Origin of the sequence: Epibacterium ulvae (genome assembly GCF_018678075.1) — a bacterium.
Classification (GTDB): Bacteria; Pseudomonadota; Alphaproteobacteria; order Rhodobacterales; family Rhodobacteraceae; genus Epibacterium; species Epibacterium ulvae_A.
Map to the genome: position 1 here is coordinate 180,187 of NZ_JAHHIR010000005.1, position 18,674 is coordinate 198,860.

The following is an 18,674-nucleotide window of genomic DNA, read 5'->3' on the forward strand; positions in this document are numbered from 1 at the left end:
CTCCTCTGGTGCGGTGGGGCAAGGGATCAAAGCGTGGGGACAAGAATGCGGCATGGGTCCTAACAAGGTCGTTCCGAGCCGTGCGCCGAAGCCGCAACACTTGGTTAACCACGGAGTGCAAGACATTGTTTAAAAAGAAAACGGCCCGCAGATGCGGACCGTTTCAAGTGTTGCATTGGCCGGATTTTGACCGATTATTTGCCCGTCCATTTGACCATCTAGAGGCTGCGCGCACGGGGCATGGCAAAGTTCTGCGCGGGGTCAATCATCAGCTCTGTCAGCGCCCAGACCAGCGCATCGAGCCGGTCTGGTGATCCCTGCCCCTGATAGCCCTGCGGCGTCATCTGGCACATCTGATCCTCCAACGCTTGTAACCCTGGCAGATGGCGGATTTTACCCTGTTCATAAAGCGCGGCCACCGGTTCGGCGCGGGCGGATTTGCCCTTGCGGGCGTGGCGCGGTTTGAAGGGCACCAGCGCGTCCACCTGCCGCAAGACGGTTTCCACCAATGCGCCGCCCTGGTTGACCTCAGCCACGATCCGGTCGGCGTTGTGAACCTCGGCTGCGCGCACCGCCGCTGTGGCCCATTCCAGCGGGCTGGCGCCGGTTACAGTATGATCCGCCAGCACATAGCCGCGCCAGTCTTTGGGTCCCCCATCCGTCACGGCCCCCACCACAAGGATGCCGCAAGCGTCAGAGTTTTCATGATGCGACACGGCGGGGTCCACCGCCACCACCACCCGGTTGAGGGGGGGCGCGCGTTTCACCTGTGCCGCGATCAGCTGCGCACTGCGCCAGAGCGCGCCGTCGGCTTCGCCCAGAAGTGCGCCCTCCAGCTCCTGTTGACCCAGACGGGTGCCGCCATAGCGATCTTCGACCTCGGTCAGGAAAGACGGTGCCAGATTGGCTGCATTGGCTGAGGTGGGCGCGCTGGTCTGCACGGTTGAGGGGCTGGTGATCAACTGGCGCAGCACCTCAACATTGCGCGGTGTGGTGGTCACACAGACCTGCGGCTGGTCGCCAAGGCGCAGGGCGAATTGCAGCATGTCCCAGCTGTCTTCGCCTTTTTTCCACTTGGCCAGCTCATCCGCCCAGGCGACATCAAATTGCGGACCCCGCAGAGCTTCGGGGTCATGGGCGGAAAACGCCTGTGCCTCGGCTCCGTTTGGCCAGATCAGCCGCCGTTCGCTGGCCTTCCAGACCGGGCGACGATCCGGGGGCGAACAGGCGACAATGCCGCTGTCGCCTCGGATCATCACATCGCGCACCTGATCATAGGTCTCCCCCACCAGGGCCACCCGGCAGGCGCGCCCTGCCGAAAGCGCCGTGGCCCCTTCGACCTGGGCGCGCACCCATTCGGCGCCGGCGCGGGTTTTGCCGGCCCCGCGCCCGCCCAGGATCACCCAGGCGCGCCAGTCGCCCGGCGGTGGCAGTTGGTGATCCATCGCCCAAAAGGAGAACTCATACGGCAGGGCCGCATATGTGGGTTCTGAGAGGTCATTCAGGAACGCCGCCGCCCGGCTGGGTGGCGCGCAGGCGAGCCAATCTGCTGTTGATCTCGACGCGCACCGCCTCGAAATCATAGGCGGGCGTTTGGGTGGATGCATCGGTGATGAGGGCGCTTTGGTCGACAAGGGTTTTCTCCACCTTTTGGCAATCACGGATCAGGGTTTCGAGCTTGTTGATCTGGGGTTTGACACCACCTGTGTCAGGGTTGATCGCATCTTCAGCGCGCAGTTGTTCGCGCAGGGCTTCGGCCTCGTTGCGCAGGGTGAGGATGGAATCGTGAAGCGAGCGCAAAAGATCGGCGGTTTTGCCGATCAGCGTTTCAGGAGGATGTTTCATGAGGAGATCAGGGTCCGGTTCAAGCGCCTGTTTAGCGCTGCAATGGCCCGTCCTGCCGCACCAATGTGGAGCAGACAGCTGCAAGACCACCCTACCCTAGAAATCGACAAAAGTCAATATTTTCAGACATATGGCGCGCGTCTCGGTTTAAAACCCCTAAAGGCAGCGCGCGGTGGTTGCGCAACACCCCGCACCGCGCTGTCAGGTTTTTCAGCAATCTTACAGGCGGCGGTGTCACGATCCCGTGTCACAGGCGTGCTCCACCTGAACATTTGTAAGCGATCCGCTTATCTGGAGACGATGCAGACACGTCTCCCCGTGCTGCGCGTCTTAACCTTAGTCATTGAACAAGGCCCGTTATGGAAAAATCCAAACTTGCACTCGCGCTGTTGATCATGCGCCTTAGCGCTGCTGCGTTTATGATCGCCTGGACCAGCCTGAAATTCCGTGTTCCGCAGTCCTTTGAAAACATCTTTCACAAATTCTACGGGCTGCATTTTGTCACCCAGGATCTGGCCTGGATCGTGGGCGGCATTCAGATGTTGATCGTGCTGGCTTTTGCCATCGGTATCCTGCGCACCTACACCTATGGAGCGGTTTTGTTGATGCATGGCGTGGGCACGCTGTCGTCGATCCCCAATCTGATCGATTACACCACCTATCCCAACCAGCTGATGTGGGCGGCAGTGCCGACGCTGGGTTCCATGGTGGCGCTGTTCTTGTTGCGTGCGGACGACCAATTCTCGGTCGATGGGATGCGGATGAAATCTGCGCCCGCGGTCGAGGCAACTCCGGGCGAGTAATTCCACAGCCCAATTCGCCGCGTTTGAAATTGACCTGTCAGGTGATCCGCCTGGCAGGTCTTTTTTATGCCCGCGCGCAGTCGGAGGGGGCGGCTTTCACAAAAGATTAAAGATCAGGTCACGCATCCGTCACGAAGGACTGAAATTCATTCGTATGAATTTCACCTGGAGAGAACCGATGAAACTGAAATCACTTGTACTGGGCCTCGGCCTTGCAGCGGCATCTGCGTTTGGCGCAGCGGCTGAGACTTGGAAACTGGCCGTCACCGACGTTGAAGGCCTGGAGCGTTTGCAGCTGGAATGGGGCCCTTTCAAAGAGGCGCTGGAAACTGCAACCGGCGACACCTTTGAATTCTATGCTGTAAACTCCCGCACCGCCGCCGCCGAGGCGCTGCGCGCTGAGACGGTTGATTTCGTGGTATCCGGTCCTGCGGAATATGTGGTCATCAACAAGCTGACCAAAGCCACACCGCTGATCGGTCTGGGTCGCCCTGACTATCACTGTGCCATCGTTGTACGTGCTGACAGCGGCATCAACGTGCCGGCGGATCTGAAGGGCAAGAAAGTGGCCTTTGGTGACATCGGTTCGACCTCCAACATGCTGTGCCCGATGCAGGCGCTGGCTGATCACGGTGTTGATCCGGTCAACGACATCGACAAGACCCACACCAGCCGCAACATCGCCCACGAAGCGTTGAAGAACGGCGACATCGACGCGCTGGGCTCCAACGCAGGCAGCTGGTTGCGTGTACGCAACAAAGAGACCGACCTGCCCTATGGTTTCTTCAAGATCATCACCCGTTCCGGTGATCTGCCCAACGACATGATCATGGTTGGCGCGCATGTTCCAACGGATGCAGCCGAAGGTCTTAAAACCGCGATCCTTGAGAACAAAGAGACCATCATTGCCGGGATCCTCGCCCATGAGGAAAACGACAAATACACCGGCATGGATCTGGTTGCGATCGAAGACAGCGCCTATAACTACGTGCGCTCCATGTACACCACAGCGGGCTTCCCGCAATTTGACGACTTCATCGGTGACTGATCCGGTGAACGAGATCCTGGCACCCTCTCGGGTGTCAGACCGAGCCGGGGCGCAGCGCGTCCCGGTTTCGGGTGATGTGCAGGCGGGTTCTGCTGCCGCGCCGGTTGTATTGCAAGACGCAATGCCGCGTCATGACGTGAGCGTTCAGGGGTTGACCAAAAACTTTGGCCAGACGCCGATTTTTGCCGACGTCAGCTTTCGCCTGCTGCGCGGAGAGGCCGTGGCGCTGGTGGGCGCCAATGGCACCGGAAAATCCACGCTGCTGCGCTGCCTGCTGGGGTTGATCCCGGCAAGTTCCGGCACGGTTGAGGTTCTGGGACGTCGCATCACCGACGCGCGCTCTGCTGATCTAAGGGTCTTGCGCTGTCGCACCGGGCTGGTGTCGCAAAAGCACAATCTGGTGCCGCGCCTGTCGGTTCTGTCCAATGTCCTTCATGGGCTGTTGGGATCGCACAGCGGTCCGCGCTATTGGTCGCAAAGCTTTGCACCGTTGCCTGCGCGACGTGCCGCGATAGACGCGCTTGAGCAAGTGGGGCTGGCAAATCTGGCGTCGCGACGTGCCGACCGCTTGTCCGGTGGACAGTCCCAACGGGTCGCTATTGCCCGCGCGCTGGTGGCCAAGCCGCAGTTGCTGATTGCCGACGAACCCTGCGCCTCCCTTGACCCAGCTGCGGGTGAAGAGGTGATGGCGCTGTTCTTCAAACTTGTGCGCGAAAATGGCGTCACCGTTGTCTTTACCTCCCACCATGTGGATCACGCGCTGGATTACGGCGACCGGGTGATTGGTCTGGCCGGGGGCAAGCTGGCGCTGGATGCTACTGCCGCCTCCCTCACCGCATCTGACCTGAGAGGGCTTTATGACTGACCATTCCCTTCCCCGCCGTCTGGAACGTCCTTCGGCGCTGGCCTTCCTGGGCTATGTTGTGGCCATTGTCATTGTGATCTGGGCCTTTCAGGGTGCCGGGTTTTCGCTGGACAAAGTGCTGACCTCACCACCGCGTTTTGCTGATTTCATGTCGCGCGCCTTTCCGCCCAATCTGGAATCGGAGGTCATGGCGCGTCTGGGCCGCAAGATGGTTGAAACCTTGCAAATCGCCTTTGCTGGGGCCGTGCTGGGGGTGATCCTGTCGCTGCCCGTCGCGCTGCTGGCCGCACGCGGATTGATTGCCGGTCCGTGGATCAATGGGATCGTGCGCAATATCCTGGGCTTTATCCGCGCGGTGCCAGACATCGCCTGGGCGCTGGTCTTTGTTGTTGCTGTGGGTCTTGGCCCCTTTGCCGGCACGCTTGCCATTATGATCGACACCATTGGGTTTTGTGGCCGCTTCTTTGCCGATGATATGGAAGCCGTCGACAAGGGCCCGTCCGAGGCGCTGACCGCCACCGGTGCACGCCGCCTGGATATCACTGCCTGTGCGACTTTGCCTGCGGCCGCGCCTGCCTTTGTCTCTACCGCGCTCTATGCGCTGGAGAAAGCGGTGCGTTCTTCCACCATTCTGGGCCTTGTCGGCGCAGGAGGGATCGGGATCGAGCTGAAGGTCGGCTTTGATCTGTTTGACTATCCCACTGCGATGACTGTGATCTTGATGATTGCCGTGGTTGTCATCGCGATCGAAGCGCTCAGCACCTGGGCGCGCAAAACCATTATCGGAGAGCAGCGATGAAGACCGATACCGCCGATCAGCATTGGAACGCGCAATGGTCCAAACCTCAGGTCGAGGAAAAATGGCTGACCCCGGAAGAGGATGTAAAACGCTGGGCCGCAACCCTCACCCAAGGCGCGCGCATTCTGGATCTTGGCGCCGGTGTTGGCCGCCACGCGCTGTGGTTGGCGGATCAGGGATTTGACGTGGTGGCGCTGGACGCCGCTCCCGATGGTCTGGCCGAGATTGACCGCGCGGGCGGTGTCACCACCCAATTGGGCCGTATGGATGCACTGCCGTTTGCGGATGGCAGTTTTGACCATGTCCTCAGCTGGAATGTGATCTACCACGGGGACGAAGATATCCTGTTGCGCACCATTGGCGAAATCCGCCGGGTGCTGCGGTCGGGCGGCAGTTATTTGGGCACCATGCTGTCCAAACGACGCCTGCCCCATGAATTGGCCAAAGCCGAGGGGCGCGAGATCAGTCTCAACACGTGGGTGTTTGACAGCGCGACCTCTGACAAGAAACATCCACATTACTACTGTAGTGCAGCGGAGCTGCTATCGCTGTTTTCGGGATTTGAAGTGCAGGCACTGGACGACCGGCAGCATGAAAAACCCGGATCCTACCACTGGCATCTTTTGATGGAGCGTCTTTGACCATGAACACCACAACCTTTACAGGCGCAACCGTTTACCTGCCGGACCAAAGTGTTGAAACCACAGTAACCGTGGCCGATGGCACCATTGTTGAGATCGGCGGCCCGGTTCAGGGAACTGAGGTCGCAGCCACGGGCTGCATTCTGGCCCCGGCCCTTTTGGATGTGCACGGAGATGCGTTTGAGCGCCAGTTGATGCCGCGCCCAGGCGTGTTTTTCCCGACCGAGGCTGCGGTGATTGACACCGATCGGCAATTGGCGGCAAACGGCATCGCCACCGCCTATCACGCCATCACGCTGGGCTGGGAGCCGGGTTTGCGAGATGTGGCGCGCGGACGCAACCTTATGGAAACCATGCTCAATCTAGCCCCGCGCCTGACGGTGGAAAACCGAGTGCAGCTGAGATGGGAGACCTTTGCCTTTGAGGCCTTGGACACCATTGAATGGGCGCTGGGCAGCGATCTGCACCCGTCGGTGGCGTTCAACGATCACACCTCGATGACCATGCGGGCCTATGATGTGGCCATTCAGGATCGCGCCTTTGAACTGGGTCCGGATTTCTCCATCGCGGCGCTCGATGATGCGCGGATGAAACAGCGCACCGCCTCAAAAGCCACCCGCGCGGGCCTGTCGCAAGAAGACTACATCGCGCTGTTGGGCAAGGTCTGGGAGCGCCGAGACGAGGTACCTGCGATGATCGGCAAAGTGGCCGATCTGGGCCGCGCGGCCGGAGCTGCAATGCTGAGCCATGATGACACCCGCGCCGAGACCCGCGCCTTTTTCCGCGAACTGGGGGCCGGTGTGTCGGAATTCCCGATGGTTCTGGAAGCGGCCGAAGCCGCGCGCGCTGCCGGGGATCTGATCGTCTTTGGCGCGCCAAATGCTGCGCGCGGCGGCAGCCATATCGGATCGCTTGCCGCCGGTGACATGGTTGAGGCGGGCCTGTGTGATGCGCTGGCCTCTGACTATTTCTACCCGGCGATGCTGGCGGCGGTGGCGCGACTGGACGCGGAACAGCGCGCCGATCGTCTGGCGATCTGGTCACTGGTCTCATCTGGTCCGGCGCGCGCCATGGGCCTGACAGACCGGGGTGAGATTGCCGTCGGCAAACGCGGTGATCTGGTGCTGGTGGATTGGCCCGAAGGCCACGCCCCCGCCATCCAAGGCACCTGGGTCGCCGGGCGCTGCGCCTATCGCGGCCTACCCCGTGGTTGATTGATACATTTGAAACCAAGGACTTTTCTATGACCCCGCTCAAAATTGGTGCCTGTCTCAAGGCGTGCGAAATCTCCCTGCATCGCAACTGGTTGTTTGATGCAGACCGCGACATTGAATTGCAGGACTTTATGACCTTTGCGGCGCTGACCGATGAACGCGATGCCCGCATCGTCGCCGCCAAAGATGCCCTGCAAGGCCATCAGGGGCGCATCGGTATTCACGGCCCCTATGAGGGTCTGGATTTCGACAACAAAGACGCGGAGCTGCGCCCCCTGATCACCAAACGCATGCTGCTGGCGCTAGAGGCGGCTGCGGCGATTGGTGCGCGCCAAATGGTGCTGCATTCGCCCTATCGCAGATGGTATCAAAACAACATTCTCGCCCAGCCCGATTACGCAGAAAACAAACTGGGCCGCATTCATCAGGTGCTGGGCCCCGTGGTCAAACAGGCCGAGGTCGAAGGCATCACGCTGGTGATCGAGAACATCGAAGATGTGGAGCCCGCAACCCGTCGGCGTATGGTCGAAAGCTTTGCCTCCTCTGCGATTGCCCTGTCGATTGACACCGGCCACGCCCATCTGGCCCGCCGTATGTCGGAGGCACCACCGGTGGATTATTTTGTGCGCGATGCGGGCGCGCAGCTGCGCCATGTGCATTTGCAGGATCTGGATGGCCACGCGGATCGCCACTGGGCTCCGGGTGAAGGTGAAATCCACTGGGTCGAGGTGTTTCGCGCCCTGCAAGACTGCCCCAGTGAACCCCATCTGGTGTTGGAGTTGCGCCGCAAAAGCGACATCCCCCAGGGCTTTGCCTATTTGCAGGATCTGGGGCTGGCCTGTTGATCAGCGGTATTTTTCGATAAAGGCATCGATATCAAGGGCGCGGATGTCCGGCAGCGCGGCCTTGTATTTTTCGCGGCTCCAGTCCCAAACGGCGATCTCCTGCAGGGCTTCGGCCTGCGCGGGGGTGAACCGCTGCTTGATATCACGAGCGGGAACGCCGCCGACCACGGTGTAAGGCGCCACATCGCGGGTGACCACAGCGCCGGCACCAATGACCGCGCCATTGCCGATGGTAACACCGGCGGTCACCGTCACCCCGTGGCCGATCCAGACGTCATGGCCGATGGTGACCCAGTTTTCGCGCCGCCAGTCAAAAAACTCCTGATCATCCGTGCCCAGCCCATAGGCCTCGGCCCGGTAGACGGAGTGATGCTGCAACGCGCGCCAAGTGGGGTGGTTGCCGGGATTGATCCTTGTGGCATTTGCGATCGAGCAGAACTTGCCAATGGTGGTCCAGACCACGTGGCAATTCTGGGTGATGTAGGAATAATCCCCCATCTGCGAGGACTTCATCAGCGTGCCCTTGCCCACTTCGGTCCAGATGCCAAGGGTGCAATCTGTGACGCTGGCCTCTGGATGAATGGTTGGATCTTCGCTGAGGTGGGATTTGGAACCGGCGCCGCTCATGTCTGGTAGTCCTTTGGCTGGGCTTTATGCAGATCGTTCCGCCACAAAGCGATTGATCTGTTTGAAGCTTGTCAGATGGTATTTGGGGATCTGAGCGCGTTCATAGAGTGCGCGTTTCTTGCGCTGGCTGGCGCGGTGAATGCGGAGGATGAACCACAGGAAACCGGGCAGGTTTGCCAGCTGTTCGGGGCAGCCGTCCTGCATGTCGGGGCGGATTTTGCCATGATCGCGCAAGGTGCGCCGGATGACCCGCACCAAACGGACCCTCAGCGGGGCATCCACCCAGATCAACAGATCAGCCCGCGCCAGCCGGTCGGCGTAGCTGGTGGAATGGCCGCCCTCAAACACCCATTCCGGTTCGGCAATGATCCGCGCCACAATCGGGGCCTTCTCGGCGCGGTTGCGTTCCTGCCAGCCGGGCAGCCAGTGCACCTCGCGGTCCATATGTTTGACCGGCAGGTGCAGGGCCTGCCCCAATTGGCGGGCGAGCGTGCTTTTACCCGATCCCGGTCCGCCAATGATCATGATCCGTTTTGGACGGTGTTCATCCTGCGTCATTTCGCTCCATCCCAGGTTCCGATGATCCGCGCGCGGATCAAACCTGAGAGATAATCGATGACATAAACCATCGCAATGATCAGGAAGATGATGGACCAGGCCTCGTCCCATTTGTAGGCCGAGATCCGGTCCGACAGAAGGAAACCGATACCGCCGGCGCCGACGATGCCAAGGATGGTGCCGGAGCGGACGTTGGATTCAAAGTTGTACAACAGGATCGACACCATCACCGGATTGACCTGCGGCGCAATGGCAAAACGGATCTGCTGCAGGCGTGACCCGCCCGAGGCCTTGACCCCTTCGACGGGTTTGTTGGACGTGTTTTCAATCGCTTCCGAGAAGAGCTTGGCGAATGTTCCGACCTCGGACACCGCAATCGCCAGGATACCGGCCAGTGGGCCAAGACCAAAGGCACGGATGAAAATCAGCGCCAGGATCAGGGTCTCAAACGCGCGGATCACGTCATAGCCCCGCCGCACGCCAAGGCGGAAGAAATTCAGACGGTTGATGTTCTTGGCCCCGAGAAACGACAGCGGGAAGGCAATGATCGCGCCCAGAAATGTGCCCATAAAGGCGATCGACAGGGTTTCCCCCAAGCCTTTGAGGATCTCTGAGAACTCCTCCCAGGTTTGCCAGACATAGGGCGGGAACATAAAGCCCAGCACATCGCCGAGACGTCCCAGACCGGTCCAGATACGCAGGGGGCTAAAATCAAACGCCCAAAGGCAATAACACATCAACGCGACCAACCCACCCCAAAGCCCGTAGCGGCGCAGACGGGTCGACAGGGGTTGGGAAAACGCACCGGGCACACGGGCGCGGGCGGCGGCGATATCTGTGGGTGTCAGGCTCATGGTCTGTCCTCCAGGCCGATGACTTTGTGGCGAATTTTCTCGGAGCCAAAGTCGATCACGATGACGGTCACCAGGATGATCACGAACAAGGCTGACAGGTCGGTGTATTCCTGAAAGCTCATGGCGGTGCGGAACTCTTGGCCCAGACCGCCCGCGCCCACATAGCCGATAATGGACGACGAGCGGACGTTGATCTCAAATCGCAAGAGCGTGTAGCTGATGATATTGGGCAAGACCTGCGGCACCGCGCCATAGCGGATCTGGTCGAACCAGGTGCCGCCGGCGGCCTTGACCCCTTCGAGGGGGCGCATGTCGATGTTTTCATTCACCTCGGAATAAAGCTTGCCCAATGCGCCGCAGGAATGCAGCGAAATGGCGAGCACGCCGGCCATGGGTCCGACCGAGAAACAGAACACAAAAATCAGCGCCCAGACCAGATCGGGCACGGTGCGGGCGACCTCAAGGTAACGGCGGGTGATCCACATAACGGCGCGGTTGGGGGCAAGGTTACGTGCGGCGGGAAAGGACAGAAGAAAGCCGCCGATCACGCCAAACACAGTCGCCATAAAGGCAATGAGGATGGTTTCCAGTAACAGCCCGACCCAGGCCTTCCAGCGCCAGAACCATTCAGCGAAATCTGCGCCCAATGTCTCCCACCGCAAGGTCGGCAGGGTTTGTGACAGATAATCGCCAAGCCGTGGCAGACCGGCCGGGATGATCCAGCGCCAATCGCGCGATCCATCCGGCAAGGTCACTTGCGTCACCTTGAAAAAATCTCCGATCCAGGCGGCAAAGCCAAAGACCAGGGCAAAGATCACCGTGCCAATCAGCCAGCCCCGACGGGCGGCGCGGCGTTTGGCGGCAAAGTCGCGTTCAAACTGGCTGAGAGGTGCCGCACCGCCCTCGGGCGCAACTGTCAGCAAAGGGTCAGCGGTTAGGGTCATCGAAACCTCGGTCAAAGAAAGATACAGGTCCGCAAGGAAAAGGGCGCGACTGGCGCGCCCTTTTGAGGATCATGTGGGGGATTTAGGAGCCCGCGCGGCGTTGTTTCTTGATCCAGGCGCGCATGTCGACGATCCACTGGTAACGCTCTGCGTCAACGCGCTGGAAGCCAACTTTTGGATTTGTGTCTTCGGGATCAAACGAGGAGTACAGCTTGAAGCCTTCTTCATCCGCGGTGACGAATTTCTCAAGCGCGACCGTGACGTCTTCGATCATCGCTTCCGGCAGGTTCTTGCGGAAGGTCCAGGGACCGGTGGTGATCTCAGGGCTCTGCCAGATTTTGCAGATTTGACCGGGCTCGATCATGCCCTTGGCTTCCATCCGCTGGTAGATGCCGTTGACATCGTTGTTCTGGTAGGTCGCAGCCGTGTCAAAGGTGCCGTTGAAGACGCCCTGCACATCCGCCTCGTGGCTGCCGCCAAAGGTCACGGTGCCAAAGAATTCTTCGGGCACGATATTCTCTTTGTTGACCATGTTCCAGTAAGGAACCGCATAGCCCGAGGTGGAGTCCGGGTCGGCGAATGCGTGGACTTTGCCTTCGGCGTCGGCCAGCGATTTGATGCCGCTGTCACACCGGGTGACCACGATAGAATAGTAACCGGTGGTGCCGTCTTTTTTGACGTCGGTCAGAGTTGGAACAACGCCGCCGTTGGTCGCGGTGTAAGCCGCCGCATAAGAAGACGAGCCCAGACGTGCGATTTCGATCTGGTCAGCGGCCAGAGCCTGGATCACACCGTCATAGTTACCGGCGGTGAAGATCTCGACCTCAATACCCAGCTCGGCCTCAAGGAATGTTTCTAGCGGCGTGTAACGCGCGATCCGGTCTTTTTCGTTCTCACCCGACAGAACGCCGAATTTCAGAACCTGGTAGTCATCTTTCCAACCTTCGGCCAATGCCGGGGCTGCTAGAGATGCCGCGAGAACGGCTGTGGTGATGAAACGCATGTGGAACTCTCCCTGATCGCGTTTAGTCGTTGAACTTCAAGCCGGCACGCTGCTGCGTACAGCGGTCGATGTGACGGCTGCGTTGAAATCGCGCAGGCCTTCGATGCCGTAGATGTCGCGCACCACATCGTCGGTCAGCTGGGCGGCGGTGCCATCAAAGAACACCCGTCCCTGACGCATGGCGATGATGCGGTCGCAATAGGCACGCGCGGTGTCTAACGTGTGGAGGTTGACCAGAACGGTGATGCCATCCTCGCGGTTGATGTCGCGCAGACCATCCATGACCAGCGTCGCATTCGCCGGATCAAGCGAGGCGATGGGTTCATCCGCCAGCATGATACGCGGCTTCTGCACCAGCGCCTTGGCAATGGCGACCCGTTGTTGTTGGCCGCCAGACAAGGTGCCTGCACGTTGCAGCGCCTGCGGCACCAGATCCAACCGGTCCAGCGCCCGGATCGCCATGGCGCGTTCCTCATCGGTGAAATTCATGGTCATCGACGAGAGAAACCCATGTTCCGCCAGACGCCCGATCAGAACATTGGTCAGCACATCCAGACGGTCCACCAGATTGAACTGTTGAAAGATCATCGCGCAGTCACGCCGCCACTGGCGCAGGGCCTTGCCTTTGAGGGTCGAGACCTCAACCTCGCCAAAGGTGATCGACCCTGAGGTGGGGTCAATCAACCGGTTCAACAGACGCAACATGGTGGATTTACCGGCGCCCGAACGCCCGATCACGCCGACAAATTGTCCGGGTTCAATCGACAGGGACACATTGTCAACGGCGTAGGTCTCACCAAATTGGCGGGACACGTTTTTCAGTGTCAGCGCAGAGGTCATCGCGTAGGCTCCCGGTCAATTCATCCGAATGTTTGACCTAGAGATATGCGCCTTGCGTGACCCGCCGTTCACAGCTTCGTGATGTTCCGGCGACGATTTTGCAACAGGTTGGTGACAGGCGGCAGGCCTGCCACCACCGGATGCGATCAGGCCGCCACGATGGCCGCCTGCTCCAGCGCTTGTAGCTGGCCGGTGGTATGCACCAGCCTGCCACCGTGCAACGTGGCCATCACGCGCGCATGGGGGTGGCGGTCCACCAGCACCAGATCGGCGCGCAGGCCGGTGGCGATACGACCGCGATCCATCAGCCCCAAGGCCTGCGCCGGGTTCGTGCTGATCAGGGCGGTGCTCCCTGCTAGCCCGTTTGGATCGGTCTCGGCCAAAGCCATGACCGCTGCCAACATGGCGGCCGGGTGATAGTCAGCCGCGAGAATATGCAGCAACCCTTTGGTATGGGCTTCGCGCGCCGACAGATTGCCGGAATAGCTTTGGCCGCGCATCGCATTGGGGGCACCCATGGCGTTCAACAACCCGCGTTGGGCTGCGGTCTCTGCCGCCTCAAAAGTGACCGGAAACTCGCTGATCACTGCGCCGATGTCGGCCATCAGATGCGCCTTGGCCACCGTGTCGTCATCATGACTGGCCAGTGCGACGCCGTTTGCGCGGCAGAGGTCTGATACCGCGCGCAGGTTCGACAGGATCACATCTTGTGGGCGGGTGCCTTGGGCGATGCGGGTGGTGACACGCTGGCGGGCGTCGACCTCGGACAGGCCATCGTTTTTGGCAATCTGGCGGATGTAGCGTTCCACATCGCGGTACTGCCCCTGCCCCGGCGTGTGATCCATGACCGAGACCAGATCGACCAGTTGTTCGGTGATCAGGTCATGCAGCACCTCCACCGCATTGTCGAATGTGATGTCAAACCGCGCATGGATGCGGTGATCGACACTGCAGCCCGCGCGCATCGCATGCAGTTTGCGGATGGTCTGGCTGGTGTGTTCAAACGAGCGGCGTTCGCCCAGTTTGGCCCCGCGTGAAAAGCTGACGGCGGCGTAAGCCGTGGTGACACCGGCAGCGGCCAAACGCGCATCCAGATGTGGCAGCGCGACCTCCATCGGGAAGTCGACGCCGGGGCGTGGTTCCAGTTCAACCTCGATCATGTCACCGTGCATATCGATGAACCCAGGCATCACCAGCGCGCCCTGGCAATCGATCCCGTGACCCATTGTAGCGCCGTCTTCGCGGATCTCGGCGATCAGCCCGTTTTCGATGCGCAGCGCGCCATGGTCCACAACCCGGTCGGGCAGCACGAGAGAGACATCAGACAACCACATCGGGAACTTCCTTGTTCTGTTGGGCTTCGGGGGTCAGGTCGATCACCCGGTCAATCAGATGCGCCACATCATCCGGGTGGTGAAAGACGCCGATCATCGCAGTGCCGTTCGATTTCAGCTCGGCCAAGCGCGCCACCAGCGCCGCGCGCGCCCCTGCATCGAGCGAGGCCGTGGGTTCATCCAGCAACAACAGTTTTTGCGGCAGGATCAGCGCGCGGGCCAGGTTGACCTTTTGCTGCTCACCACCCGAGAACGTGGTGGGATAGGCGCGCCACAGGCTTTGTTTGACGCCAAAGGCCTGCAGCCAATGGCGGGCCTCCTGCTGTGCGGAAGCGGTGTCCCAAGCGGCGCGACGCAGGGGTTCGGCTACCAACGCCTCGGCCGAGACACGGGGGCGTGCGACCAGAAACTGGGTGACAAATCCGATCTCGCTGCGCCGCAACAGCGCCAGATCCACATCGGCTGCGCGCAACAGATCAATCACCCCATGTTGCGAGTGAAACAGCGCCTGCCCGGATTGGGCGAGATAGGTGCGATAGAGCGTGCGCAGCAAGGTGGATTTCCCGGCGCCGTTGTGGCCCTTGAGCAGCAGAAACTCGCCCGCATTCAGATCAAAGGACACATCCGAGAACGCCGCCAGATAGCTGTTCAGATGATGCATGGTGAAGCCTTTAGTCAGGCTCTGGACCTCAAGAACGACACTCATAGCTTTGCGTGCACCAATTGTTGGGTATAGGGATGTTGCGGGTCTTGGAAGATCTGGTCGACTAGGCCGGCCTCAACCACCTGGCCGCGGCGCATGACCATGACGCGGTCGGCCAGCGTGCGGATCACGCCCAGATCATGGGAGACCAGAACCATGGTGATCTGGCGCTCCTGTTGCAGACGTTTCAGCGTATCGAGAACCAGCGCCTGAACGCTGACGTCCAGCCCGGTGGTGGGCTCATCAAGCAGCAAGAGCGCCGGTTCCAGCGCGATCGCCTTGGCCAGTTGCACCCGTTGCTGCATGCCGCCAGACAGATCGCGCGGCGGATCATCCAGCCGCTCCAGTGGAAATTCGGACGCCGCCAGCGCGTCTTGGGCACGGGCGCGCAACTCACCAAAGCGGCGTTCCCCTGCGACCAGCAGACGTTCCGCCACATTGCCGGAACTGGTGTGATCCATCAACAGCCCCAGATGCGGGTTTTGATAGACGATGCCGATCCGTTTGGCACAGAGCATCCGGCGGGCAAAGCGGTCCAGATCAAACAGGTTGCCCGAGACCTCGGGCAGATCCAGCGTATAGGTGCCGCTGTCGGGGATCTCTTCCAGGTTCATCATCCGCAGCAGGGTCGATTTTCCAGATCCGCTTTCACCGACGATGCCCAGTACTTCGCCGGGGTAGACGGTGGCAGAGACATCGCGCACCGCGTTGACCGCGCCATAGGATTTGCTGACATTGCTGATTTGCAGCAGAGCATCCGTTGCAACCAGACGCGGCGGGTTGAGGGTCAGGGTCATGTCGCGTCCTCGATTAGGCCATTGATGTACCAGGTGTCGCCGGTCTCCACCGCCTCTCCGTCGCGGGTGCGGATGGTTTTGACGCCGTATTCGCTGTCGGAAATTTCATGCGCGGCAGACCCATCAGGCAGCGGGATTTCATTCATAAAGAAGCCGCGTGCACCTGAGCGATGACAGGTCAAATCGCCGTGGTCCTCGACCCGGTAGGGCACATCGTCAAACACCAGTGGTTCCACGCGTGTATGGGGCGGCACCGCATAGATGCGTTTTTCGCGCCCCGCCGACAGGATGGTCAGATGCTGCGCCATATGAAGTTTTGGCACGTCCCACCGCGGAATTGGCGACGGCGTCATCACGTGGCGGCCGTTGACCATCGCCGGATAGCTGGCCCCCTGCATCACCCGCCCCGAACGCACGATCTGTTCATAAAGCTGTAGCCACATACGCCCGTAATCGGCATCCCCATGCATCTGGCGCGCAATCGACATATTGGGCTGCACCGATCTGAGCGGTTCGGGGTTTGGAACCTGCAACACCAGCGTCTGATGGGCCGTGAGCTTTTCTTCGGGGATCCGGTGGCGCGATTGGATAAGGTTCGCCTTGAGCGTGTCCAACGTGGTGGGCGCGCCAGAGACCTGGGCCAGAAACCGGCGGATGGAGGCCGCGTTGACACTATCGTCGGCGCCTTGGTCGATGACCTTGACGCAGGTCTTGGGATTGATCAGCGTCAGCGACACTTGCAAACCACCGGTGCCCCAACCACGCGCCATCGGCACTTCGCGGCTGGCATAGGGCATTTGGCAGCCAGGCACCGCGACCGCCTTAAGCATCTTGCGGCGGATTTCGCGTTTGGCAGATGCATCCAGAAACCCATAGCTCATCGGTTGCCAGGGTTTGGTGAGAGACGACAGGCTCATTCCGCAGGCTCCTGATCCGGGGTTTGGGGGGCGGCTTTTTGCGCATTGGCATCGCGCATCGCGTCCAGGGACGATTGAAAGGTGACGTAATGGGGCAGTTTGAAGTGGATGCAAAAACCCGAGCTTTCGACCCCTTCGGTGTGGTAGAGAAAGAACTCTTCCTCGGTGGCGGAGCCTTTGGCCGCGCCTTTACTGTTCAGATCCAATGTCGCGGCCGAGATGCATTTGACCTCGTTCCAGCCAAGGGTGGCGGCAAAACCAAGGCTAAGCTTGTCGCCGGATTTGGAGACCACCTCGGCTTGGGAAACCTTGACCCGTCCGGCAGAAAATTCAGTACCTTTGGGGTGTTTGACCATGACCTCAGCCTCAGCCAAGCGCAGCTCATTGACGGTTGGATGCGCCTTGCCGTAGCCACGCATCGCCGCATAGCCAAGCGCCAGCGTGCCGCCGGTGTCGGCGCGCGCCAGGCTTTGCAAAGTATGCGCGCGTTTGGAGGGAAACAGCACCGGCTCGCGGGTGACATCCGGGATATCATCGGGCCGCGTCATGTCGGGTTCGGGCAAATCCACCAGATCATTGGCCGCCTGCCAGGCCGCGACCGAGGGCTGCGTGGCGGGTGCCGGTGTTGGCGCGGCGTCCACAGGTTTGGGTGCAAACGGCGTGCCAGTCAGAACCTCGCTCGCCAGCAAGCGGTGCGAATAATCCAGCGTTGGCCCCAACAGCTGCCCGCCGGGAATATCCTTGAACGCGGCAGAGATACGGCGGTGGGTGAACAGGCCGTCTTGTGCCACCGGTTCGGCGACTTGCAGACGGGGCTGCGTGGTTCGCCAGGCGCGCAGCAACAGCACCGCCTCATACAGGTCACCCCCGGTCTGGGCCAGCGCGAGGGCGGCGATGTCTTCGTCATAAAGTGACGCCTCCCCCATCACCCGGTCGATCAGATAGGGCATTGCGGCGCGAATTTCAGCCACGCGAGCGGCGTCGATTGCGCCCATCTCAGTGCGAAACAGCCGCTCGGCCTGTTCGATTGCGCGGGCACCGCCACGGGTCGCGACATAGGCCATCAGAGCACCTCAAGTGTTGTGGAACGTGGCAGGCCCATGACCCGCGCACCGTCCAGAAGGAACAGATCAAACCCCATCGGGTAGCGGATCCGCTGCTTGCGCAGCTGCCAGAAATCCGCCGGTAGGCCCGCAATCTGCACCGTGGTTTCCCCATCGATCCCCGGCCCCGTCAGACCTAGGCGCACCCCATTGTCAAAGGTCGCGTTGACCACCACCGTCGCGCCCGCATCGGGGTAGAGATCACTGCCGATGCAAATGTCATTAAGGGGCGCGGCTGTGGTCATCTGCCCCAGGAACACATGATCCGCCTGCGGTATCTCTGCGATCAATGCGCCGGTTTGCATCACCTGCGGCAGCAGACGCGGATCGGCGCAAGCCACTCGGCATTCGCGATCCAACAGGGCTTCGATCACGCCCGCCTCGCCGGATGTCGGCAAGGTCTGGATCTGGCCCGGACGGCTGAGCGCCGACAAAAGTGCTGCGAAACTCGCGTTGGCGCGGGTCTCATCCGCAGTGGGCTGGGGGACGGGTTGCATCAGAAAGTCTCCATATCCACGCGGGTGGCTTCGACCCGGCACAGGGTGGCGCGGTCTTCGTCTTCGTGCAGGCGGTGCTGGGCGGCGACAAAGGCCTGGCAGTTCGGCACGGCGAGGCCCGCGTCCAGTGCAAGATCAACCAAAGCCATGGCCATTGCCGCCTCCAGATCGCGCCCTTTGCGCATGCCGTATCCCTCATGGGGACCACGACGCAGATGTGCCTCGCTGACCAGAATTTCGCCGAGATGAAAGGCGGTTCCCTGCGCCGTGTCGCGCATGGGCAGCATCACCAGACCGGTGCGGCTGTGCAGCACCTCAAGGTCGCCGAGCTGCGGCATCAAGCCCTCGGCAAAGGGTTTCAATGCGTCCGGCGCGCTGCGGGCCAGAACGGACAGGAGATCACTGTGCGACCATTTGGTGTCGGGCTGGGGCATCGC

22 protein-coding genes are annotated in these 18,674 nt (G+C 60.8%); 7 read left to right on the forward strand and 15 right to left on the reverse strand.

The genetic code is table 11. From position 1 onward, the window contains the following. Positions 1-218: 218 nt before the first annotated feature. Together KMP13_RS01280 and KMP13_RS01285 are read right to left on the reverse strand one after the other, a co-directional pair. Positions 219-1,445 (reverse strand): DNA-packaging protein, encoded by a 1,227-nt coding sequence (locus tag KMP13_RS01280; protein ID WP_353055665.1) that lies wholly within the window; start codon positions 1,443-1,445, stop codon positions 219-221. Positions 1,446-1,497: 52 nt separating this feature from the next. Then, positions 1,498-1,845, reverse strand: coding sequence for a recombinase (locus KMP13_RS01285; RefSeq protein ID WP_215263632.1), 348 nt, complete (start codon positions 1,843-1,845; stop codon positions 1,498-1,500). 359 nt (positions 1,846-2,204) lie between these two features. Here KMP13_RS01285 and KMP13_RS01290 point away from each other — a divergent pair, with 359 nt between their 5' ends. From KMP13_RS01290 to KMP13_RS01320, 7 genes are all read left to right on the forward strand, one after another. Next, positions 2,205-2,648 carry a hypothetical protein gene (locus KMP13_RS01290; RefSeq protein ID WP_215263634.1) on the forward strand — a complete coding sequence of 148 codons (444 nt, stop codon included), beginning with the start codon at positions 2,205-2,207 and terminating at the stop codon, positions 2,646-2,648. A 178-nt stretch (positions 2,649-2,826) separates the two neighbouring features. Next, positions 2,827-3,696, forward strand: a complete 870-nt coding sequence (locus tag KMP13_RS01295; protein WP_215263636.1) for a PhnD/SsuA/transferrin family substrate-binding protein — start codon at positions 2,827-2,829, stop codon at positions 3,694-3,696. Next, on the forward strand, positions 3,689-4,561 hold the full coding sequence (locus KMP13_RS01300) for a phosphonate ABC transporter ATP-binding protein (protein WP_353055666.1): 873 nt from the start codon (positions 3,689-3,691) through the stop codon (positions 4,559-4,561). Before KMP13_RS01295 ends, KMP13_RS01300 begins: the two co-directional genes overlap by 8 nt. Next, positions 4,554-5,360 (forward strand): phosphonate ABC transporter, permease protein PhnE, encoded by an 807-nt coding sequence (gene phnE / locus KMP13_RS01305; protein ID WP_215263638.1) that lies wholly within the window; start codon positions 4,554-4,556, stop codon positions 5,358-5,360. Before KMP13_RS01300 ends, phnE (KMP13_RS01305) begins: the two co-directional genes overlap by 8 nt. Next, positions 5,357-6,001, forward strand: coding sequence for a class I SAM-dependent methyltransferase (locus KMP13_RS01310; RefSeq protein WP_215263640.1), 645 nt, complete (start codon positions 5,357-5,359; stop codon positions 5,999-6,001). Before phnE (KMP13_RS01305) ends, KMP13_RS01310 begins: the two co-directional genes overlap by 4 nt. A gap of 2 nt (positions 6,002-6,003) precedes the next feature. Further along, positions 6,004-7,215: an alpha-D-ribose 1-methylphosphonate 5-triphosphate diphosphatase gene (locus tag KMP13_RS01315; protein WP_215263642.1), complete on the forward strand. Its 1,212-nt coding sequence runs from the start codon at positions 6,004-6,006 to the stop codon at positions 7,213-7,215. Between the two features lie 29 nt (positions 7,216-7,244). Further along, on the forward strand, positions 7,245-8,060 hold the full coding sequence (locus tag KMP13_RS01320; RefSeq protein ID WP_215263644.1) for a sugar phosphate isomerase/epimerase family protein: 816 nt from the start codon (positions 7,245-7,247) through the stop codon (positions 8,058-8,060). On the opposite strand, the gene KMP13_RS01325 is transcribed toward KMP13_RS01320, so the two are convergent. The 13 genes from KMP13_RS01325 to KMP13_RS01385 form a co-directional block, all read right to left on the reverse strand. Continuing rightward, positions 8,061-8,687 carry a DapH/DapD/GlmU-related protein gene (locus KMP13_RS01325; RefSeq protein WP_215263646.1) on the reverse strand — a complete coding sequence of 209 codons (627 nt, stop codon included), beginning with the start codon at positions 8,685-8,687 and terminating at the stop codon, positions 8,061-8,063. It abuts the gene before it with no gap. 24 nt (positions 8,688-8,711) lie between these two features. Continuing rightward, positions 8,712-9,245 (reverse strand): AAA family ATPase, encoded by a 534-nt coding sequence (locus KMP13_RS01330; RefSeq protein WP_215263648.1) that lies wholly within the window; start codon positions 9,243-9,245, stop codon positions 8,712-8,714. Then, positions 9,242-10,099 (reverse strand): phosphonate ABC transporter, permease protein PhnE, encoded by an 858-nt coding sequence (gene phnE / locus KMP13_RS01335; protein ID WP_215263649.1) that lies wholly within the window; start codon positions 10,097-10,099, stop codon positions 9,242-9,244. Before phnE (KMP13_RS01335) ends, KMP13_RS01330 begins: the two co-directional genes overlap by 4 nt. Next, the gene (phnE, locus tag KMP13_RS01340) at positions 10,096-11,043 is read right to left on the reverse strand and encodes a phosphonate ABC transporter, permease protein PhnE (RefSeq protein WP_215263650.1); all 948 of its coding nucleotides are present in this window, start codon (positions 11,041-11,043) and stop codon (positions 10,096-10,098) included. The genes phnE (KMP13_RS01335) and phnE (KMP13_RS01340) overlap by 4 nt, the downstream gene beginning before the upstream one ends. Before the next feature lie 82 nt (positions 11,044-11,125). Beyond that, entirely contained in the window at positions 11,126-12,046 is a 921-nt protein-coding gene (phnD, locus tag KMP13_RS01345) for a phosphate/phosphite/phosphonate ABC transporter substrate-binding protein (protein WP_215263651.1), read from the reverse strand. 36 nt (positions 12,047-12,082) lie between these two features. Next, complete coding sequence (gene phnC / locus KMP13_RS01350) at positions 12,083-12,886, reverse strand: phosphonate ABC transporter ATP-binding protein (RefSeq protein ID WP_215263653.1); 804 nt, start codon at positions 12,884-12,886, stop codon at positions 12,083-12,085. Between the two features lie 146 nt (positions 12,887-13,032). Continuing rightward, positions 13,033-14,220: an alpha-D-ribose 1-methylphosphonate 5-triphosphate diphosphatase gene (locus KMP13_RS01355; RefSeq protein WP_215263654.1), complete on the reverse strand. Its 1,188-nt coding sequence runs from the start codon at positions 14,218-14,220 to the stop codon at positions 13,033-13,035. Next, positions 14,207-14,926, reverse strand: coding sequence for a phosphonate C-P lyase system protein PhnL (locus tag KMP13_RS01360; RefSeq protein WP_215263656.1), 720 nt, complete (start codon positions 14,924-14,926; stop codon positions 14,207-14,209). The genes KMP13_RS01355 and KMP13_RS01360 overlap by 14 nt, the downstream gene beginning before the upstream one ends. Beyond that, positions 14,923-15,720, reverse strand: a complete 798-nt coding sequence (locus KMP13_RS01365; protein WP_215263658.1) for an ATP-binding cassette domain-containing protein — start codon at positions 15,718-15,720, stop codon at positions 14,923-14,925. Before KMP13_RS01365 ends, KMP13_RS01360 begins: the two co-directional genes overlap by 4 nt. Continuing rightward, positions 15,717-16,637, reverse strand: coding sequence for an alpha-D-ribose 1-methylphosphonate 5-phosphate C-P-lyase PhnJ (locus tag KMP13_RS01370; protein WP_215263659.1), 921 nt, complete (start codon positions 16,635-16,637; stop codon positions 15,717-15,719). Before KMP13_RS01370 ends, KMP13_RS01365 begins: the two co-directional genes overlap by 4 nt. Next, complete coding sequence (locus tag KMP13_RS01375) at positions 16,634-17,701, reverse strand: carbon-phosphorus lyase complex subunit PhnI (protein ID WP_215263660.1); 1,068 nt, start codon at positions 17,699-17,701, stop codon at positions 16,634-16,636. The genes KMP13_RS01370 and KMP13_RS01375 overlap by 4 nt, the downstream gene beginning before the upstream one ends. Next, positions 17,701-18,237: a phosphonate C-P lyase system protein PhnH gene (gene phnH / locus KMP13_RS01380; RefSeq protein WP_215263661.1), complete on the reverse strand. Its 537-nt coding sequence runs from the start codon at positions 18,235-18,237 to the stop codon at positions 17,701-17,703. Before phnH ends, KMP13_RS01375 begins: the two co-directional genes overlap by 1 nt. After that, entirely contained in the window at positions 18,237-18,671 is a 435-nt protein-coding gene (locus KMP13_RS01385; protein ID WP_215263662.1) for a phosphonate C-P lyase system protein PhnG, read from the reverse strand. The genes phnH and KMP13_RS01385 overlap by 1 nt, the downstream gene beginning before the upstream one ends. Between the last annotated feature and the right edge of the window lie 3 nt (positions 18,672-18,674).

Bases quoted from the DNA above. Each gene is read 5' to 3' on its own strand.
- KMP13_RS01280 (WP_353055665.1), bottom strand. From the start codon at position 1,445: ATGGATCACCAACTGCCACCGCCGGGCGACTGGCGCGCCTGGGTGATC.
- KMP13_RS01285 (WP_215263632.1), bottom strand. From the start codon at position 1,845: ATGAAACATCCTCCTGAAACGCTGATCGGCAAAACCGCCGATCTTTTG.
- KMP13_RS01290 (WP_215263634.1), top strand. From the start codon at position 2,205: ATGGAAAAATCCAAACTTGCACTCGCGCTGTTGATCATGCGCCTTAGC.
- KMP13_RS01295 (WP_215263636.1), top strand. From the start codon at position 2,827: ATGAAACTGAAATCACTTGTACTGGGCCTCGGCCTTGCAGCGGCATCT.
- phnE (WP_215263638.1), top strand. From the start codon at position 4,554: ATGACTGACCATTCCCTTCCCCGCCGTCTGGAACGTCCTTCGGCGCTG.
- KMP13_RS01310 (WP_215263640.1), top strand. From the start codon at position 5,357: ATGAAGACCGATACCGCCGATCAGCATTGGAACGCGCAATGGTCCAAA.
- KMP13_RS01315 (WP_215263642.1), top strand. From the start codon at position 6,004: ATGAACACCACAACCTTTACAGGCGCAACCGTTTACCTGCCGGACCAA.
- KMP13_RS01320 (WP_215263644.1), top strand. From the start codon at position 7,245: ATGACCCCGCTCAAAATTGGTGCCTGTCTCAAGGCGTGCGAAATCTCC.
- KMP13_RS01325 (WP_215263646.1), bottom strand. From the start codon at position 8,687: ATGAGCGGCGCCGGTTCCAAATCCCACCTCAGCGAAGATCCAACCATT.
- KMP13_RS01330 (WP_215263648.1), bottom strand. From the start codon at position 9,245: ATGACGCAGGATGAACACCGTCCAAAACGGATCATGATCATTGGCGGA.
- phnE (WP_215263649.1), bottom strand. From the start codon at position 10,099: ATGAGCCTGACACCCACAGATATCGCCGCCGCCCGCGCCCGTGTGCCC.
- phnE (WP_215263650.1), bottom strand. From the start codon at position 11,043: ATGACCCTAACCGCTGACCCTTTGCTGACAGTTGCGCCCGAGGGCGGT.
- phnD (WP_215263651.1), bottom strand. From the start codon at position 12,046: ATGCGTTTCATCACCACAGCCGTTCTCGCGGCATCTCTAGCAGCCCCG.
- phnC (WP_215263653.1), bottom strand. From the start codon at position 12,886: ATGACCTCTGCGCTGACACTGAAAAACGTGTCCCGCCAATTTGGTGAG.
- KMP13_RS01355 (WP_215263654.1), bottom strand. From the start codon at position 14,220: ATGTGGTTGTCTGATGTCTCTCTCGTGCTGCCCGACCGGGTTGTGGAC.
- KMP13_RS01360 (WP_215263656.1), bottom strand. From the start codon at position 14,926: ATGAGTGTCGTTCTTGAGGTCCAGAGCCTGACTAAAGGCTTCACCATG.
- KMP13_RS01365 (WP_215263658.1), bottom strand. From the start codon at position 15,720: ATGACCCTGACCCTCAACCCGCCGCGTCTGGTTGCAACGGATGCTCTG.
- KMP13_RS01370 (WP_215263659.1), bottom strand. From the start codon at position 16,637: ATGAGCCTGTCGTCTCTCACCAAACCCTGGCAACCGATGAGCTATGGG.
- KMP13_RS01375 (WP_215263660.1), bottom strand. From the start codon at position 17,701: ATGGCCTATGTCGCGACCCGTGGCGGTGCCCGCGCAATCGAACAGGCC.
- phnH (WP_215263661.1), bottom strand. From the start codon at position 18,237: ATGCAACCCGTCCCCCAGCCCACTGCGGATGAGACCCGCGCCAACGCG.
- KMP13_RS01385 (WP_215263662.1), bottom strand. From the start codon at position 18,671: ATGCCCCAGCCCGACACCAAATGGTCGCACAGTGATCTCCTGTCCGTT.